This is a genomic window from Marinomonas primoryensis, assembly GCF_013372285.1.
Taxonomy (GTDB): domain Bacteria; phylum Pseudomonadota; class Gammaproteobacteria; order Pseudomonadales; family Marinomonadaceae; genus Marinomonas; species Marinomonas primoryensis.
Map to the genome: position 1 here is coordinate 1499985 of NZ_CP054301.1, position 16904 is coordinate 1516888.

The following is a 16904-nucleotide window of genomic DNA, read 5'->3' on the forward strand; positions in this document are numbered from 1 at the left end:
GGTTTTTATGTTAGAAGAACAAAATCAACATTTTGACATTGCCGTTATTGGTGCAGGGATTGTTGGCTTATCAACAGCGTGGCAATTGCTTCAGCGTTATCCAAAATATCGTATTTTACTTATTGAGAAAGAATCCGAAGTAGGATTGCACCAAACGGGTCATAACTCCGGTGTCATTCATGCGGGTGTGTATTATGCACCGGGCAGTTTGAAGGCGGATTTTTGTCAAAGAGGAGCGAAAGCAACCAAAGCATTTTGTCTTCAGCACGACATAGAATTTGACGAGTGTGGCAAGTTGCTAGTAGCGACCAATGCGCTTGAACATGAACGTATGGAAGCTTTGTATCTGCGTTGCCAAGAAAATAACTTAGAAGTGCATAAACTGGATCAAGCGCAATTAAAAGAGCGCGAGCCGAATATTAAAGGCGTATCAGCCTTATTCGTTCCTTCTACAGGGATAGTTAACTATCGAAAAATTTGCCAGAAACTTGCTGAGCTGTTTACTAAAGCGGGAGGAGAGTTGCGTTTAGGCTGTCAGGTAATGAATTTAGAAGAGACCCATGAACGTGTTGCTATTACGCTGAGTAACGATGTTGTCCATACTTCCTATCTGGTGAGTTGTGGTGGTCTTATGGCTGATCGACTGACCAAAATGCTCAATATTCCAACGGATTTTCAGATCATTCCTTTTCGTGGTGAATATTATAAATTACCTGCAAAACACAATCAGATTGTGAACCATCTGATCTATCCCATTCCAGATCCAGACTTGCCCTTTTTGGGGGTTCACCTGACTCGTATGATAGACGGATCCGTCACCGTTGGGCCAAACGCAGTACAAGGATGGAAGCGCGAAGGGTATGGTCGAATCAATATTAATGTACGCGATATTATAGACATGGTGCGTTTTCCTGGTTTTTGGAAGTTGCTGATGAACCATTGGCGAACGGGTTTGGTGGAAACCAAAAACTCTTGGTACAAACCAGGCTATTTAGCGCAAGTGCAAAAGTATTGCGACCTAGTTGAATTGGACGATTTGCAGCCTTATCCGGCTGGTATTCGCGCTCAAGCCGTGATGAATGATGGTAGTTTGGTGCACGATTTTCTATTTGCACAGAGCACTCGTACATTACATGTGTGTAATGCACCTTCACCAGCGGCCACTAGCGCCTTTCCAATCGGTGCGTACATCATTGATAAGCTTGATGAACAAATAACGTCTGTTTAGTTTGAAAGCATTGTGGAACAAAGGTGTCTTGGTATGTGTTCTTTAGCCGTTTCGATATAGAGTACTGTTGAAATCAACACTGATAAGGACAAAATATGATTAATTTTAAGCAAAATCTAAGATTTACTTATATTACGCGAGGCATTGCCGCAGCACTGCTCATTACTCAAGTGACAGCGTGTGGTACCTTGCTTTATCCTGAGCGTCGCGGCCAAACGAATGGTCAGATTGATATTGGTGTGGCGGCACTCGACGCAATTGGTCTGTTGTTTTTCTTTGTTCCTGGTGTAGTGGCCTTTGGCGTGGACTTTATTACTGGCGCTATTTATTTACCAGGTGGCGGTATGGCAAGCTTAACCGAAGACGAATTAAATACGATCAAAAACGGTCCGGACTCAATAGATGTAGAAAAATTTAAAACGGTGATGGCGCAACGAAGCGATATTCAATTACCCAAAGACACCTATTCAGATCAGCTCTCTGTGATGGCTATGTCATCTACTCAGTCTTTGAAAACAGCAATGGGATTATCGACTGAGCAAGTGGCGTCCGCTTCTGTTTATTAATGAGTATTGGGGCTAAAAGATGGGCTAGAGATTTAGTTTTAGCCCATCTTTTTATCACGAGGAAGGGCGCTGAACTAGCAGGCGTTGTAAACGCTTAGCTGCATTGAGGCCATGTCTTGATCTTGTTGTAAGGTGATTATTGTTGCATTTGTCTTAACAATATTTTCCCAGATATTATCCGCTATCTCGATTGACTCTCCTTGTATCTGAATAATCAAATCCACTTGGTTTCTTTGCACCAGCGCGGCAATTTCGCTAGGCGAGAAAACCGTCGCTCCGTTTACCTGAGTTCGATTATTCCATGGTTCATCATCAATGAACGCGGTGATTTCTATCGGCTGTTTAGTGTATTTGTTGTTGTCGAGTAATGACTTAGACAATGAGAAGCACAAGTAATCGATACCAATGAAAATCACTTTTTTGGCTATGGGTCTGCGTTTAAATAATTGTCTAAATGGTCGTGTAAGATAGAAAACCATATAAGCAATTAGGCCATTTTCGTGTAGCGTTGTTTTGGTCTGCCGCCAGTTTTGTAGTCTAGTGTCATACAAACCTGACCTTGAGCTTCTAAATACTCAAGGTATCGCCTAGCGGTTATACGGCTAAGATTAACAGCTTCACCTATGTCTTTTGCTGTGAACGAAGAGTCATCCAGTGTATTAATATATTGGGTTAGCTTTTCCAGTGTATGTTCATCGATACCTTTAGGGGTTTTTCTACTGTTGTCTATAGCCGCATTTTTTCTAAATAGTGCATCGATGTCTTGCTGATCAATTTTACCGTTTTGGGTCAATCGTTTTCTAAAGTCTAAATAATCATTAAGTGCTTGAAGCATGCGAGACATTCGAATTGGTTTAACAAGGTAATCCATGACGCCAAGTTGAATGACTTTTTCGATGGTGGTGGCTTCTCTTTCAGCTGTCGTCATAATGAAAGCAGCCTGAACACCATTATTTTTTAACGATTTTATGAGATCAATGCCATTACCGTCAGGCAGGGAAATATCGACCATAATCAATTCCGGTTCAAAGGCTTCTGCTTTCAGCTCGGCTTCAAGTAAGCTTTCACAGACGGCTACAACGTAAAAATCGGTGTGCTGGTTGATGGTACTTTCTAATACATAGCTAGCACGTAGATCATCTTCCACTATCATTACAGGAATGCGATTCATCTTGTTAGCGCTCGTTTCTCTAAGTAAATACTAAATACAGTGGTATTAACCTCACTGCGTTCCCAATCAAGACTGCCGCGATATTGATCAACGACTTTTTTGACCAAATATAGCCCAATGCCGTGTTGTTCGGTGTAGTGCTTGCTGCTGACACCGAAGTCTAATATTCGGTTTTCTAGCTTCTCATCCACGCCCGCACCGCTGTCTTCGATCTGGATCATGATGTGGGCGTTACGATCACTAATATACAACTTAACAAAAGGCGGTGTCAGCAATCTGTTTGACCAAGCCGCTAGCAAAGCGTTGTCGATTAAATTACCGACGAGTGTCACTAAGGCTTCGTTGGTTTCTGATGGATATCTGCCAAGCTGGCAGTCGCTCTCAATTAGCATCGCAACTTTTAAATCTTTGGCTTTATTGTGTTTGGCAAAAATAAGGCCTGCAACGGCACTGTTTTCAATCGTTTTTATGATCTGCCTCAGCACGACTTGGTCACCATCGCTTTCTTGCTGAAGGTATTCGATAGCGTCTGCATAATGTTCCGCTTGTAACATGCCAGACAAAACATTCAAGCGATTGGCGTATTCGTGTGTTTTAGCACGCAATAAATCCGCGTAATTTTTTGTTGCGGTGAGTTCTTGTTCTAGGGACTTTTCTCCATGATCGGGGAAAAATACAATCACATAACCTACCGCGCCTTTTTTAACTTTTATAGGGTACAAGGTGGCAATGAATTCTAATTTCCCTAGATTGAAACGATTTTGTGTAATTTGCCCTTTGGCTTCTAGTGCAAAATGAGAAAGGCTCTGGGATTGCTCGCTCAGCGGCTTCCTAATCACCTGTGATGAACTAAGCACGTTCATAGTTAGCCATTCAATCGCCATGCTGTTAATGGCGGTGATGTTCTGCTCATGATCAATGGCGACAATGCCGTCGCGAATACTGTCTAAAATCAATTCGTGTTCTTTGAATCTTTGTACAATTTCTTCCGGTTCCAGTGACAAAAAGGTGCGTTTTAATTTAGCGATAAGAACGGTGGCAATAATGACACCGAGTAGGTAAACAAAGATGACTAATAAGCCGGCTTCGCGTAAATGTTGATGAATTAATTCGCTGGAGGTTTGCGATAAATAACCCACACTGACCGCGCCAATAATACCGCTGTTGTCTCTGATTGGCGTAAAATTACGAATGGCTTCGCCTAACGTGCCTTTGGCCACACTGGTTAAATCGTGTCCTTCTTTTAGTGCTGGGTAAATGTCGTCGCCAATAAATACTTTTCCTACCAACGACTCGGTAGGGTGACTGAGTCGAACCGCTTTTTTATCGACTACCACAATATAAGACGCGTCGGTTTGCTTGCGTAGGTTTTCGATATGATCTTGTAATGAGGTTGGTTGACCTAGATTACTCGTTTTGACAGCACGAATGACGATATCGTCGTGGGCAACCACACGGGCTAATTCTAATCCGCGTTTACTGATAGCATCCAAATAGGCATTTTGTAAGGAATAGCCAAATACCAGTGCAATGGCGACAACAATAATGGTGATGGTCGAAATCGTGATTAAGGCGAGGTAAGACTTGAGTGTCATTGGCGCTTCATTACTAATGCAAAATAAGAAGTGCAATGATACAGCATACAGAGGAAGGGCTAAAGAAAGGGAAAAGCCGTATTGGGCTTTTCCCTGTTATTTGATACTCGACAGTTTAATTTAAGCGATAGCTTGAACCACCAGCGTGGCAAGAATCAACATGAAAGCGCCACCGATTCGAGAAGAGATTTGTGCGAATGGCATCAGTTCCATGCGTTTGCTTGCGGCAAGAACCGCTACGTCACCTGTTCCACCCATGTTTGCCATGCAAAGACCGCCAGTGATGGCCGCTTCGATAGGGTAGAAGCCCATCATCCAACCGATTAAGCCAGCGCCAAATACGGCGCCAAGCACAGTGATTAGAACAAGTAGGAAATACATAGGAGAAAGTGCCGCTAGAATCTGGTTTAGATCCGTGTAAGCCACACCGATACCAACCAAAAGGGCAGGTGTTAAGTTACCAACAACAAACTTGTACCAAGAGTGCGCCGCTTGTTCTAACGCCTTTGGCATAACGCCAGACACCTTGATAAACGCGATAGACAGGATCATCAGCGCGTAAGTGTGCATGTCGATGACACTGGATAGCAAAGTACCAATGAAATACATGCTGACAGCAAGCAAAGCACCCACACCCAGCGTAGTGATATTCAGTGATGCCGTTGATTGATCTTCTTCCTCAATGGTTTTTTGTCCACGAATGAGCTGACCATTACCTGTCAGGCTTGGTACAACTTGTCCTAGTTTGTTTAGCAAACCGGCCATTACAATGGCGATCGCATTACCGATGGCCAATGCTGGCACCATTTGAGACATCAATGTTTCTGCGTTCATGCCCGTTTTGCCTGACATGATTTCAACTAAAGGCACAGCACCTGCGCCCATGCCGCCGCCCATAATTGGCAGCGCAATAAGCATCACCGAGTCATAAAAACTTTTACTGACTAGCATGCCGATTAAACCTGTGAAAAGACAGGCAAAGAAAGCCGATCCCAGAATAACGGGAATGTATTTCAGCGCTGCTTTTTTCAGGGTTTGTGTGTCCATACCGAAGATCGAGCCGGTCACAAGACTGGCCACATAAAAAGCCAAGAAACCACCGCTCTTCATAAAGGTGGTGACATTTTGCTCAGCGCTTGAAGGGAAGATATTGCTGTGGAATAAGTAAGCAGAACCAAAAATAACCACAATGGCACCACCACCGAAAAACTGATTGATTACCGGTGTTCTGTCGCCAATGTAATTTAGCATGAAGCCAGTGATGACCATGATTCCCAAAGCGCCAATCATCCCGCTTGGCATCTTACCTGCAAAAGTGGCTAATAAAATGGTGATAGCGGCAATGGCTAGTATGATTTTACTAGTGCGTTGATCTCGCACTGTCATGGTGTCATTAATGATCATTAAAGGCTCTCTTTTTTTGTTTGTTTTGATTTGCGCCGCAGTCTATCAACCTTCGTTCTAAGCGGAAGTTACTTTTCCTTTAATGAAACTAAAAATCAGTTTAGAAAGTTTTGTAACGTGAAATTTGGTGGTGTTTTGCACAAAGACAGGTTTTTTTGTCATGATCAACGGTCAAAAAGTCTGAGGGGATTCTGTTATATAAAAGCATAAAAACATCGGTGTAGAGTGTAACAGTGATTTTTTGCGTGGGATATTTCGTTAGGAATGACGTATTTGGGAAATATTTTCAAGGTTGAGGCATGAAAAAAGTAAGTTGCCTTTATTGAACAATAAAGGCTTATATTGTGTTAAAAATCGAATGTAGGATCTGGTGGATTAATTAGCTGCAGGAAATTTGCACAGGGTTTGTGCTAAATAAGTAACCATCAAAATTAGGGTCTTGATGTTCCGACAACAGCATTAACGTATCTTTAACATTTTCTAAATGGCGCCACATTGCCATACGTGCGATATCCGGTTTTTTCTGCTGTATTGCGAGCAGAATGTTCTCATGATCAACCAGCCATTTTTTTCTGTATGCTTGGTCTGTTATATGAGAATGAAGTTGTTTCCACATTGGGCTGTTTTCGCGGCGTTCCCATAGGTTTTCAACCAAATCGACCAAAACACTATTTTGAGTCGCTTCTGCAATCGCGAGATGGAAGAGTTTATCGGCGGCATGATCATGATCCAGTACTTCAATGTTCTTTTTTTCAAGCTCCAATGCATCACGCATTTTCATGATGTCTTTTTTGGTGGCTTGGGTCGCGGCAAATTCAGCCACATGACTTTCAAGCAACTGTCTTGCTTGCATCATTTCAAAAGGACCAACATCGTCGTTGTCTAATGATGCTTTAAACCCATCGGCTGACGTGTTGTCTTCAGGTTGCTTAATTAGATAAATTCCACTGCCTTTACGAACTTCAACCAGTTCCATTAGCTCCAGCATAATTAAGGCTTCACGGAGAACCGTTCGACTGACACCTAAGTGCTCGGCAATGTCGCGTTCGGGAGGTAAGCGGTCACCTACCTTATACTTACCCTGTCTAAGTTCTTCATATAAATTAAGTCCCACCTCCTGGTATAGACGTTTTGGCTTAATAAGTTTGTTTATCATAGATTTCTACTTTATTTAGCGAGTTTTTCATCGGAATAGTACTTAGAGAATAGGGCAACTCCACATGTTTCTTAATGAAGAGTCGCCCGATTTGTCTTATTTGTCCAATGCTTTTATTGCTTTAACATATTGTGCAATGGCTGGATTTTCTAATGCTTCTTTATGCATTGGCTCTACCGCTTTAATAAAAGCGTCTTTATCGACTTTAATAATTTCTACACCCATTTTAGACGCTTTTTTCAGTTCGCCATCGGTGTATTCGCTCCAGAGTTTTTTCATGTACGCAGTAGACGCTTTACCGGCTTCAACCAATATTGCTTTTTTCTTATCTGACAGCGCTTCCCAAGATGTACTACTAATGACCAGCACATCTGGAATCATGGTGTGGCCATCTAGGCTGAAATACTTAGCCACTTCGCCATGACGATATGTTGTTACAGCACCGATATTGTTTTCAGCACCATCAACGACACCTTGCTGTAGCGCAGTATAAAGTTCACCAAAAGGCAGTGGTGTTGGTGATGCGCCCATTAATTGCATCATTTTGATCGCACTTGGGCTGGGTTGGACTCGAATCTTCATGCCTTTTAAGTCAGCAGGCGTGCGAACCGGTTTGGTTGTATAAAAATTACGTGCGCCGCCATCATAATAAGCAAGACCGACAAAGCCATACTTTTCGGAAGAGCGTAAGATTTTCTGGCCAATATCGTTATTTTCTAATGCTTTGTAGAAATGCTCACGGTCTCTAAAAATATAAGGAATGTTAAACGCGCCGTAAGCAGGATCGAACGACTCAAGCTCGCTGGCGTTAGACTTAGCCATGTCCAATGCGCCCGTTTGTAGTAACTCCAAGGACTCACGTTGAGTGCCTAACTGACCATTGGGGTAAACGCGAACTCGTATTTCACCATCTGATTTTTCTTTTACTTCATCGGCAAAGAACTTGAGTGCCTTATGTATTGGGGACTTAGTATCGCCATTATGGCTCAGTTTTAGGGTTTCAGCATGACTGATGGATGACGCGCCCATCAAGCTGCCTAAAAGTAACGCTGAGGCAAAATGTAGCTTGGCATTTTTGATATTTAACATTTTATAAATCTCCGTTTTGATATTTTTATATTATTTTATCGTTTTCGGATAAACAAAGAGTGCAAAGTGCATCGTGATGAGTTCGCATAATTGCATGCACATTAATTTTGGTCAACCAATTATGTTTGATTAGTTGACCAAAATTAATGTTTGGTTCAATATGTTGTTGATTGGTGGAAACTATTACAGGTTTTTTGTCTCTTTTGGAGGTGGTAAATGACGAAATTTATTTATGTGGTAGACCGCATATTATCTACTATTTGCGTCACTTTGATGGTGGTTCTTGTTTCATGTGTGGTTTGGCAGGTTTTTTCGCGATATGTGCTGGGAGCACCTAGTACCTCAACAGATGAATTGGCTCGATTTTTATTTATTTGGGTCGGTTTGTTAGGTGCCGCATTTACTTTAGGCAAGAAAAAGCACTTGGCGATGGACTTTATGTTGCTGGTGCTAGAAGGGCGAAAGAAAGTCATTTTGCAAATAGCTATTACACTAATCGGTTTGTTTTTTGCCATTGTGGTGATGGTGTTTGGCGGAGGATCCCTGATGTTGAAAACACTCAGTGTTGGCCAAATTTCTCCTGTTTTAGGGCTGCAAATGGGTTGGGTTTATGCTGCTATCCCAATGAGTGGCGGGTGCATGATTTTGTATCTTTTACGTGACCTTCTTGCTCCAGTTCAAGATTAAATCCGTTAGATGCTAAAAAAATAGCGTCTTTTGGTTGGCTCATTGAGTCATTAAAAAATTCTAATAATAAGGATAAAAAAACGTGGAATGGTTAGTTGCGCTCGTTCTGTTTGGTAGTTTTTTCACTATGCTGGTACTTGGTGTACCAATTTCCTTTTCCATTGCGATTGCTTCATTGCTATCGATCATGGTGTCTTTGCCTTTTGGCGCTTCACTTTCTGTCGTGTCGCAAAAGCTTGCGTCAGGTATGGACAGTTTTACTCTATTGGCGATCCCTTTCTTTATTCTTGCTGGCAACATCATGAATCGGGGTGGCTTAGCTCTTAGACTCATAGAGTTTTCAAAGCTGCTTGCTGGTCGTCTTCCTGGGTCTCTTGGTCATGTGAATGTCATCGCTAACATGCTTTTTGGCTCTATTTCTGGTTCGGCCGTGGCTGCGGCGGCGGCGGTGGGTGGCACCATGGCGCCATTGCAAAAAAAGAGCGGTTACGACCCTGTTTTTTCGACCGCTGTAAATATCACGTCCAGCCCCGCCGGTTTGCTGATTCCACCCAGTAACGCCTTGATTGTTTACTCTTTAATCTCCGGTGGTACTTCCATTAGCGCATTGTTTCTAGGCGGTTATTTGCCTGGATTATTGATGGGCGCCTGCGTCATGTTGGCGGTTGCTGTCGTCGCGAAGAAGAAAAACTACCCAGTATCGGAAAAAGTGTCGCTGGGTGAAGCCGGTATAATAACCTTTAGAGCCTTGCCTAGTTTGGGGCTCATTGTGGTCATTATGGGGGGCATTATTGGCGGTATATTTACGGCCACGGAAGCGTCTGCCATTGCCGTTATTTATTCCTTGTTACTGGCGTTGATATATAGAGAAGTGACGATTAAAGACATGCCTAACATTATTCTTGGGTCTGTCATGACCGCATCAATGATTATGTTATTAATTGGTGCTTCTATGTCGATGGCATGGGCGATGGCCAATGCGGACATTCCTTATGCCGTCAGCGATGCCTTACTGGCGCTATCAGATAATCCCATCATCATTCTGCTGATTATTAACTTAATACTGCTGGTGGTTGGCATCTTCATGGATATGACGCCGGCTTTATTAATATTCACACCCATCTTTTTACCGATCGCACTAGAACTTGGCATCGATCCTGTTCACTTCGGCATCATCATCACGTTCAACTTATGCATCGGTATTTGTACGCCGCCTGTTGGTAGCGCGTTGTTTGTCGGCTGTTCTGTAAGTGGCGTAAAAATAGACCAAGTGATTAAACCATTGTTACCTATTTTTGCTTTGCTTTTAGTCGCGCTATTGGCAGTGACCTTTATTCCAGAAATTAGCTTGTTTTTACCTTCTCTTTTACTTGGGTACTAATTTAGAAACTTGCAAATTTTAATGATATTTGGAGATATATATTTATGAAGCCTATTAATAATTGGACGCTTCTTGGCGTAGAAAAAAACCGTGTTGATGTGTCCATTTTAGACAACAAAAGCAATGAACGCCATGTTCTGCATTTGTTTGTTTTAGAACCCAACGTGATTCGTGTGTTGCTAAAAAAGAACGGTAAGCTACAACTCGAAAATAGCTGGTGTATTTCCCCTAATGACAGTCCTAATGACAGTCCTAATGGCAGTGAAATGGGTTGGGAAGGACGTGACCGAATGAGTACCGAAGGGTTTACTTGTCCGGATTTTAATGTGGAAGAGCGAGATGACCAACTAAGCATTGCCACCGCGTCACTTCGAGTTACCTTGTCAAAACCCTTGAAGCTCACATGGGAATTCGCAGATGACTCTGGTGAGTGGCATTATCTAGCTGCAGACCGTCACAGCGGTGCTTATATGTTGGGCGTTCAAAGCAATGACATTCACCATTATATGGCGCGTGATTTGTCTGAAAAATATTATGGTTTGGGTGAAAAAGCCGGTGACCTTAATCGTCACGGCTCCCGTTATCAGATGAAAAACATCGATGCGATGGGCTACGATGCCAAAAACACCGATCCACTGTACAAACATATTCCGTTTTACATCACCAAAACAGAGCAAGCGAGCTTCGGGATTTTCTACGATAACTTGTCAACCAGTTGGTTTGATTTAGGCAATGAGCTAGACAATTATCACGGTTATTATCGCAGTTACCACGCCGATGAAGGCGACCTAGATTTCTACTTTATGTACGGTCAAAAAGTAATTGATGTCACCAAGACCTATTTAAACTTAACTGGACGAACTATTTTCGGGCCGAAATGGAGCCTTGGTTACAGTGGCTCTACCATGCTTTATACAGACGCCGACAATGCCCAAGAGCAGTTGGGTGATTTTATTAAGCATTGCGACAATCACAATATGCCTTGTGATTCTTTCCAGCTTTCGTCCGGCTATACCTCGATTGGCAACAAGCGTTATGTTTTCAACTGGAACACCAGCAAGGTTCCTGATCCGCTGAAGCTCAGTGCAGATTTCCATCAGGCAGGCCTTAAATTAGCTGCCAATATCAAACCTTGTTTGCTGCAAGATCATCCACGATTTGACGAAGTCGCGTCACAGAATTTGTTTATCCAAGATTCGGAAGAAGACGCTCCAGAGTTTTCTCAGTTTTGGGATGATTCCGGTTCGCATTTGGATTTCACCAACCCGAATACGGTGCAATGGTGGAAAAAGAACGTCACCGAGCAACTGCTTGAAAAAGGCATTGATTCTACTTGGAATGACAACAACGAATACGAAGTGTGGGACAGTAATGCTCGCTGTGCTGGTTTTGGTAAACCGACACCGATCAAGCTCATTCGTCCATTACAACCCTTGTTAATGATGCGTGCTTCTTACGAAGCGCAAACGGAATTTGCACCTAACTTACGACCTTATTTGATCTCTCGTTCAGGTTGCCCTGGCATGCAGCGCTATGTGCAAACATGGAGTGGCGATAACCGTACCAATTGGCAAACCTTGCGTTACAACACTCGCATGGGCGTTGGAATGAGTCTTTCTGGATTGTACAACCTCGGTCATGATGTGGGTGGATTTTCGGGGGATCGTCCTGATCCAGAGTTGTTCGTCCGTTGGGTTCAAAATGGCGCGATGCATCCTCGTTTTACCATTCACTCTTGGAACGACGACCAGACGGTCAACGAGCCTTGGATGTACCCAGAAGTGACACCAATTATTCGAGCCACAATGACATTACGATACCGCTTAATGCCATATTTATATGACTTGTTGTGGCAAGCGCACAAACATCATGAGCCTATGATCCGTCCGACTTTCTTAGATCACGAAGCCGATGCTCGTACTTACGAAGAGTGCGATGACTTTTTGCTGGGCAAAGACTTATTGGTGGCGTCTGTTGTGGAGCAGGGCCAAAGAATTCGCCCTGTGTATTTGCCTGACAACGGCGAAGGTTGGTACGACTTTCACCGTAAGACATGGTACGCCGGTGGACAAGACATCTCCTTGCCAGCCGCTCTAGAAGAGACTCCGTTGCTTGCTCGTGCAGGCAGTGTGATTAGCACCAGTAACCGCATTGCGCACGTGGATGCAGAAAAAGACACTCAACGTCAGTTTCTTGTTTTCCCATTCAAAGGGGCAGGGCAGCGTGATTTATCGGTGTTTGACGATGACGGGCTTTCAACCGGTTATTTAGATGGGAAATATCTTCAGCTGAACATGGCGCTGAAATGCGATCTTGAACGAATTGAACTGGTTATTTCTCGTGAAGGTGAATGGCAGCCCGCTTACAAAGAGGTGAGCTTTGCCTTGCCAGAAAGTGAACTGCGTCCTTTGTATGTTAATGGTAAGCAAATACACCGTTCTCAAGCTGTCGCTCTTAGCGCCTTTATTTAGCCAAGGAAATGACATGAAAAACTTTATGACTGAAGATTTTTTACTGACAACGGAAACGGCTAGACGCTTGTACCATGAGTACGCGGCTGAGCAACCAATTTACGATTATCACTGCCATTTGAACCCTCAAGAGATCGCCGAGAATCGTCGTTTTGCCGACCTTGGTGAAATTTGGCTGGAAGGTGATCATTACAAGTGGCGCGCTATGCGTGCCGCGGGTATTGAAGAGCGTTTAATAACGGGCGATGCGAGCTTCAAAGATAAATACCAAGCATGGTCTAAAACCGTGCCTCAGTGTATTGGTAACCCAATTTACCATTGGACGCATTTAGAATTGCGTCGTCCTTTTGGTGTGACAGATGTGTTGTTTTCGCCTAAAACGGCTGATGCCATTTGGGAGCAGTGCAACGAAATGTTGCAGCAGCCTGAGTTTTCAGCTCGCGGCATCATGCAGCAAATGAATGTAAAAATGGTTGGTACCACAGATGACCCTGCGGACGACTTAACTCATCATAAATTTATCGCCAACGACGCAACGTTTGATATAGATGTCACGCCGAGCTGGCGACCTGATCGTGCTTTTAAAGTCGATCATGTTGGCTTCAAAGATTACTTAAATAAACTCGGTAAAGTGGCTGATAAAAACATTGAGCGCTTTAGTGATTTGATTGATGCCTTGGATCAACGTCTTGAGGTATTCGATGCTCATGGCTGTCGCAGTGCCGACCACGGCATTGAAGTCATGCGTTTTGCTAGTGAACCAAGCGAAACGGAATTGGATGCTATTTTATCGAAACGGATCAATGAACAGCCTTTAACCGAGCTTGAAATTGCACAATTTTCCAGTGCGGTTCAAGTCTGGTTGGGCAAGCAATACGCCAAAAAAGGTTGGGTGATGCAGCTGCACATTGGCGCGAGTCGCAATAACTCATCAAGAATGTTTAAGCTGATTGGTGGCGATTCTGGTTTTGACTCCATGGATGATCGTGCGTTTGCAGAGCCTTTGTCTGGTTTTTTGAATGCTTTGGATCAGAGTGACGAACTGCCAAAAACCATCCTTTACTGCTTAAACCCAATTCACAACGAAATGTTAGCGACTATGGCTGGCAACTTCCAAGGTGGCGGCGTAGTAGGCAAGGTGCAATTCGGCTCTGGCTGGTGGTTTAACGACCAACTAGACGGCATGCAGCGCCAGCTTACTAGCGTGGCGCAAATGGGCTTGCTCAGTCAATTCGTCGGTATGCTAACGGATTCGCGCAGCTTCTTATCCTACACCCGTCATGAATACTTCCGCCGTTTACTGTGCGAGATGATTGGTGGCTGGGTGGAGCGTGGTGAAGCGCCAGCAGACATGGCGTCATTAGGCGAGATGGTAAAAGGTATCTGTTCGGAAAACGCTAAGAAATACTTTGGATTTTAAGACGTTTTTTAAAAACATAAGGAATCATAATGAATATAGAAACAACAAATACCTTATACGCACCAGAAAAGGTGGATGTTGGCATTGTTCATATTGGATTAGGTGCTTTTCATCGTGCGCATCAAGCCGTTTATATAGAAAAAAACCTCAACCGAAATCAAGGTGGCAATTGGGGTATTTGTGCCGTGAATATTCGCTCGAATAGCCAACTGGTTGACGAGCTTAAAGCCAATGGCTGCCGCTATCATATTGCGGAATACCAAGACAGCCAGAATGTTGAATTGCGTGAAATTAACGCGATTCGTGATGTCTTGTTTTCTGGGACAAACAAAGAGCCTTTGTTTGAAAAACTCGTTTCGCCAATGACAAAAATCGTCACGTTAACCGTTACTGAAAAAGGCTATTACCTAGCACTCGCGGACAAAACATTGCGTCAGGACGATCCTAGTATTCAGCATGATATTCAGAATCCAACGGCGCCAAAAACCGCGCCGGGGATCTTGGTTGAAGCCTTGTATCGCAGAAAAGAATTGAATCTGCCGCCTTTTACTATTTTGTCTTGTGACAATATGCCTAATAACGGCAGTTTAACGCGTCGTGCAGTATGTGAGTTGGCGTCTCATCGTTCAGCAGAGTTTGCTCAATGGATTGAAGACAACGTGGCTTTCCCAAGCTCAATGGTGGACAGAATAGTGCCAGCAATGTCGGATGCTTCCCGCGAGCGATTGCAGAAGGAGCTGAATTGTCACGATCAAAATGCTGTGATGTGTGAAGCCTTTAGCCAATGGGTTGTAGAAGATAACTTCCCGCAAGGTCGACCAGATTGGGAGCATGACGGCGTACAAATGGTGAAAGACGTTCACCCATTTGAAACCATGAAGCTTCGCCTGCTAAACGGCAGTCATTCATTGCTCGCTTATGTTGGGTTGGCGGCCAAATACAAAACTGTGGCTCAAGCTGTTGCAGATGAAAAGTTCGCTAGCTTGATTTGTCACTATATGAGTTTTGAAGCTTCACCTACCTTGGATTTGCCAAAAGAAGTACAGGTTCAAACCTACATCGAAAGTTTAGTTAGCCGTTTTGCTAATGACAGTTTGCAGCATCAGTTGTCGCAAATTGCGATGGATGGATCACAAAAAATCCCGCAGCGCTGGTTAAGCGGAGCCGAAGAGCGCTTGGCGAAGGGGGCGAAACAAGACGACCTTAATGCAACAGCGCTTGGCGTGGCGGCATGGCTGTTTTATGTACGAGGTGAAGATTCTGAGGGCAATCGACATACCGTGGACGACCCAATGGCGCAGACATTGAGCGAGCTTCATACGCGCTGTTCAGAACCAGAAACTTTGGTTCATGAAGCCTTAAAGCTGAACGATATTTTTTCTACAAAACTCAGCCAAGACGAGGCGTTTTCTCAAACTGTGCTGAAAGCTTATCAAACAATTATTTCAAGCGGTGTTACTAAATGTCTGTCATTCAACAACAGACTATTAAATAACAACACTGCGCATTTCGGAGGATAACATGGAACACACTTGGCGTTGGTTTGGACCAAATGATGAAACAACCCTGACGGATATCCGTCAGACTGGGGCGACTGGCGTCGTCACCGCATTACATGAGATTCCGAATGGTGAGGTGTGGCCAGTAGAAGCCATTAAAGCACGTAAAGCCATGATAGAAGCGCACACACTTCGCTGGTCAGTGGTCGAAAGTGTGCCTGTACATGAAGACATCAAAAAACGCACTGGTAACTATAAAGAGTACATTAAGAGCTATCAGCAGACGCTGCTTAACTTAGCGGAATGTGGCATCGATACTGTGTGCTACAACTTCATGCCAGTGTTGGATTGGACACGTACGGATTTGGATTATGAATTGCCAGACGGATCACGTGCATTGCGCTTTGACCAAACGGCTTTTGCTGCGTTTGAATTATACATTCTAGAGCGCAAAGGCGCAGAATCTGACTACAGCGACGAAGAAAAAGCACAAGCTAAAATCTTCCTTGAGAATCTAAAAGAAGAAGACAAACACCGCTTAGTCGCTAATATCATCGCCGGTCTTCCCGGATCAGAAGAAAGCTACACCTTGGAACAGTTTCGCTCGAAACTTGAAGAATACGATCACATTGATAAAGACACACTGCGTGAAAATCTAAAGCTTTTCTTAGAAGCGATCGTTCCCTCCGCAGAACAAGGTGGTTTGCGTTTGGCGATTCACCCAGATGATCCACCACGTCCAATCTTAGGCCTTCCTCGAGTTGTCTCGATAAAAGATGACATAGAATGGATACTCAAGGCAGTGCCAAGTCCGGCAAACGGTATTACCCTTTGTACTGGGTCTTATGGCGTTCGCGCCGACAACGACTTGGTCGATATGGTGCAACGCTTTGGCTCTAGCATCTTCTTTACGCATTTAAGATCAACCAAGCGTGAAGAAGTAGCGGGCAGTTTCCATGAAGCGTCTCACCTTGGCGGCGATGTAGACATGGTCGGCGTGGTTCGTGCGCTTCTTGTTGAAGAGAAAAAGCGTCACGACAATCTTTCTAATGGTGGTAAAGGACCAAGCCTGATACCAATGCGACCAGACCATGGCCATCAAATTCTGAATGACTTGGATAAAAACTCGAAACCGGGTTACTCTAAACTCGGCCGAATGAAAGGCTTAGCAGAAGTTCGTGGTTTAGAACTTGGCTTGAAAAGCACGCTTTAATCTAGCGAATTACCAAATCTAAAG

The 16904-nt window shown here is 43.8% G+C and carries 14 protein-coding genes; 8 read left to right on the forward strand and 6 right to left on the reverse strand.

Annotated elements, in window-relative coordinates; all coding sequences use genetic code 11:
• The first annotated feature begins 7 nt into the window (after positions 1–7).
• Positions 8–1228, forward strand: a complete 1221-nt coding sequence (gene lhgO, locus MP3633_RS06840) for an L-2-hydroxyglutarate oxidase (RefSeq protein WP_176334983.1) — start codon at positions 8–10, stop codon at positions 1226–1228.
• Positions 1229–1323: 95 nt separating this feature from the next.
• Positions 1324–1794, forward strand: a complete 471-nt coding sequence (locus tag MP3633_RS18915; protein ID WP_217909062.1) for a hypothetical protein — start codon at positions 1324–1326, stop codon at positions 1792–1794.
• A 74-nt stretch (positions 1795–1868) separates the two neighbouring features.
• On the opposite strand, the gene MP3633_RS06850 is transcribed toward MP3633_RS18915, so the two are convergent.
• The 6 genes from MP3633_RS06850 to MP3633_RS06875 form a co-directional block, all read right to left on the reverse strand.
• Positions 1869–2210: a nucleoside-diphosphate sugar epimerase/dehydratase gene (locus tag MP3633_RS06850; RefSeq protein ID WP_244959891.1), complete on the reverse strand. Its 342-nt coding sequence runs from the start codon at positions 2208–2210 to the stop codon at positions 1869–1871.
• Positions 2211–2281: 71 nt separating this feature from the next.
• The gene (locus tag MP3633_RS06855) at positions 2282–2965 is read right to left on the reverse strand and encodes a response regulator (RefSeq protein ID WP_176334985.1); all 684 of its coding nucleotides are present in this window, start codon (positions 2963–2965) and stop codon (positions 2282–2284) included.
• A complete protein-coding gene (locus MP3633_RS06860) occupies positions 2962–4560 on the reverse strand; it encodes an ATP-binding protein (RefSeq protein ID WP_176334986.1) in 1599 nt (532 codons plus the stop codon). The genes MP3633_RS06855 and MP3633_RS06860 overlap by 4 nt, the downstream gene beginning before the upstream one ends.
• Before the next feature lie 120 nt (positions 4561–4680).
• Positions 4681–5964 carry a 2-hydroxycarboxylate transporter family protein gene (locus tag MP3633_RS06865; RefSeq protein ID WP_176334987.1) on the reverse strand — a complete coding sequence of 428 codons (1284 nt, stop codon included), beginning with the start codon at positions 5962–5964 and terminating at the stop codon, positions 4681–4683.
• Between the two features lie 379 nt (positions 5965–6343).
• Positions 6344–7120: an FCD domain-containing protein gene (locus MP3633_RS06870; RefSeq protein ID WP_176334988.1), complete on the reverse strand. Its 777-nt coding sequence runs from the start codon at positions 7118–7120 to the stop codon at positions 6344–6346.
• A gap of 96 nt (positions 7121–7216) precedes the next feature.
• Positions 7217–8209 carry a TRAP transporter substrate-binding protein gene (locus MP3633_RS06875; protein ID WP_176334989.1) on the reverse strand — a complete coding sequence of 331 codons (993 nt, stop codon included), beginning with the start codon at positions 8207–8209 and terminating at the stop codon, positions 7217–7219.
• A gap of 216 nt (positions 8210–8425) precedes the next feature.
• On the opposite strand from MP3633_RS06875, the gene MP3633_RS06880 reads away from it, so the two are divergent.
• From MP3633_RS06880 to uxuA, 6 genes are all read left to right on the forward strand, one after another.
• Positions 8426–8896 carry a TRAP transporter small permease gene (locus MP3633_RS06880; RefSeq protein ID WP_176334990.1) on the forward strand — a complete coding sequence of 157 codons (471 nt, stop codon included), beginning with the start codon at positions 8426–8428 and terminating at the stop codon, positions 8894–8896.
• A gap of 82 nt (positions 8897–8978) precedes the next feature.
• On the forward strand, positions 8979–10277 hold the full coding sequence (locus tag MP3633_RS06885; protein ID WP_176334991.1) for a TRAP transporter large permease: 1299 nt from the start codon (positions 8979–8981) through the stop codon (positions 10275–10277).
• A gap of 44 nt (positions 10278–10321) precedes the next feature.
• Positions 10322–12748, forward strand: a complete 2427-nt coding sequence (locus MP3633_RS06890; RefSeq protein ID WP_176334992.1) for a glycoside hydrolase family 31 protein — start codon at positions 10322–10324, stop codon at positions 12746–12748.
• Between the two features lie 13 nt (positions 12749–12761).
• Entirely contained in the window at positions 12762–14168 is a 1407-nt protein-coding gene (uxaC, locus tag MP3633_RS06895) for a glucuronate isomerase (protein WP_176334993.1), read from the forward strand.
• Positions 14169–14197: 29 nt separating this feature from the next.
• On the forward strand, positions 14198–15688 hold the full coding sequence (locus MP3633_RS06900) for a mannitol dehydrogenase family protein (protein ID WP_176334994.1): 1491 nt from the start codon (positions 14198–14200) through the stop codon (positions 15686–15688).
• Between the two features lies 1 nt (position 15689).
• The gene (gene uxuA, locus MP3633_RS06905; protein ID WP_176334995.1) at positions 15690–16880 is read left to right on the forward strand and encodes a mannonate dehydratase; all 1191 of its coding nucleotides are present in this window, start codon (positions 15690–15692) and stop codon (positions 16878–16880) included.
• Positions 16881–16904: the final 24 nt, after the last annotated feature.

What these genes read in the sequence shown, in the direction of transcription:
- uxuA (WP_176334995.1), top strand. Translation starts at nt 15,690, where the DNA reads ATGGAACACACTTGGCGTTGGTTTGGACCAAATGATGAAACAACCCTG.
- MP3633_RS06900 (WP_176334994.1), top strand. Translation starts at nt 14,198, where the DNA reads ATGAATATAGAAACAACAAATACCTTATACGCACCAGAAAAGGTGGAT.
- MP3633_RS06870 (WP_176334988.1), bottom strand. Translation starts at nt 7,120, where the DNA reads ATGATAAACAAACTTATTAAGCCAAAACGTCTATACCAGGAGGTGGGA.
- MP3633_RS06875 (WP_176334989.1), bottom strand. Translation starts at nt 8,209, where the DNA reads ATGTTAAATATCAAAAATGCCAAGCTACATTTTGCCTCAGCGTTACTT.
- uxaC (WP_176334993.1), top strand. Translation starts at nt 12,762, where the DNA reads ATGAAAAACTTTATGACTGAAGATTTTTTACTGACAACGGAAACGGCT.
- MP3633_RS06860 (WP_176334986.1), bottom strand. Translation starts at nt 4,560, where the DNA reads ATGACACTCAAGTCTTACCTCGCCTTAATCACGATTTCGACCATCACC.
- MP3633_RS06855 (WP_176334985.1), bottom strand. Translation starts at nt 2,965, where the DNA reads ATGAATCGCATTCCTGTAATGATAGTGGAAGATGATCTACGTGCTAGC.
- MP3633_RS18915 (WP_217909062.1), top strand. Translation starts at nt 1,324, where the DNA reads ATGATTAATTTTAAGCAAAATCTAAGATTTACTTATATTACGCGAGGC.
- MP3633_RS06865 (WP_176334987.1), bottom strand. Translation starts at nt 5,964, where the DNA reads ATGATCATTAATGACACCATGACAGTGCGAGATCAACGCACTAGTAAA.
- lhgO (WP_176334983.1), top strand. Translation starts at nt 8, where the DNA reads ATGTTAGAAGAACAAAATCAACATTTTGACATTGCCGTTATTGGTGCA.
- MP3633_RS06880 (WP_176334990.1), top strand. Translation starts at nt 8,426, where the DNA reads ATGACGAAATTTATTTATGTGGTAGACCGCATATTATCTACTATTTGC.
- MP3633_RS06890 (WP_176334992.1), top strand. Translation starts at nt 10,322, where the DNA reads ATGAAGCCTATTAATAATTGGACGCTTCTTGGCGTAGAAAAAAACCGT.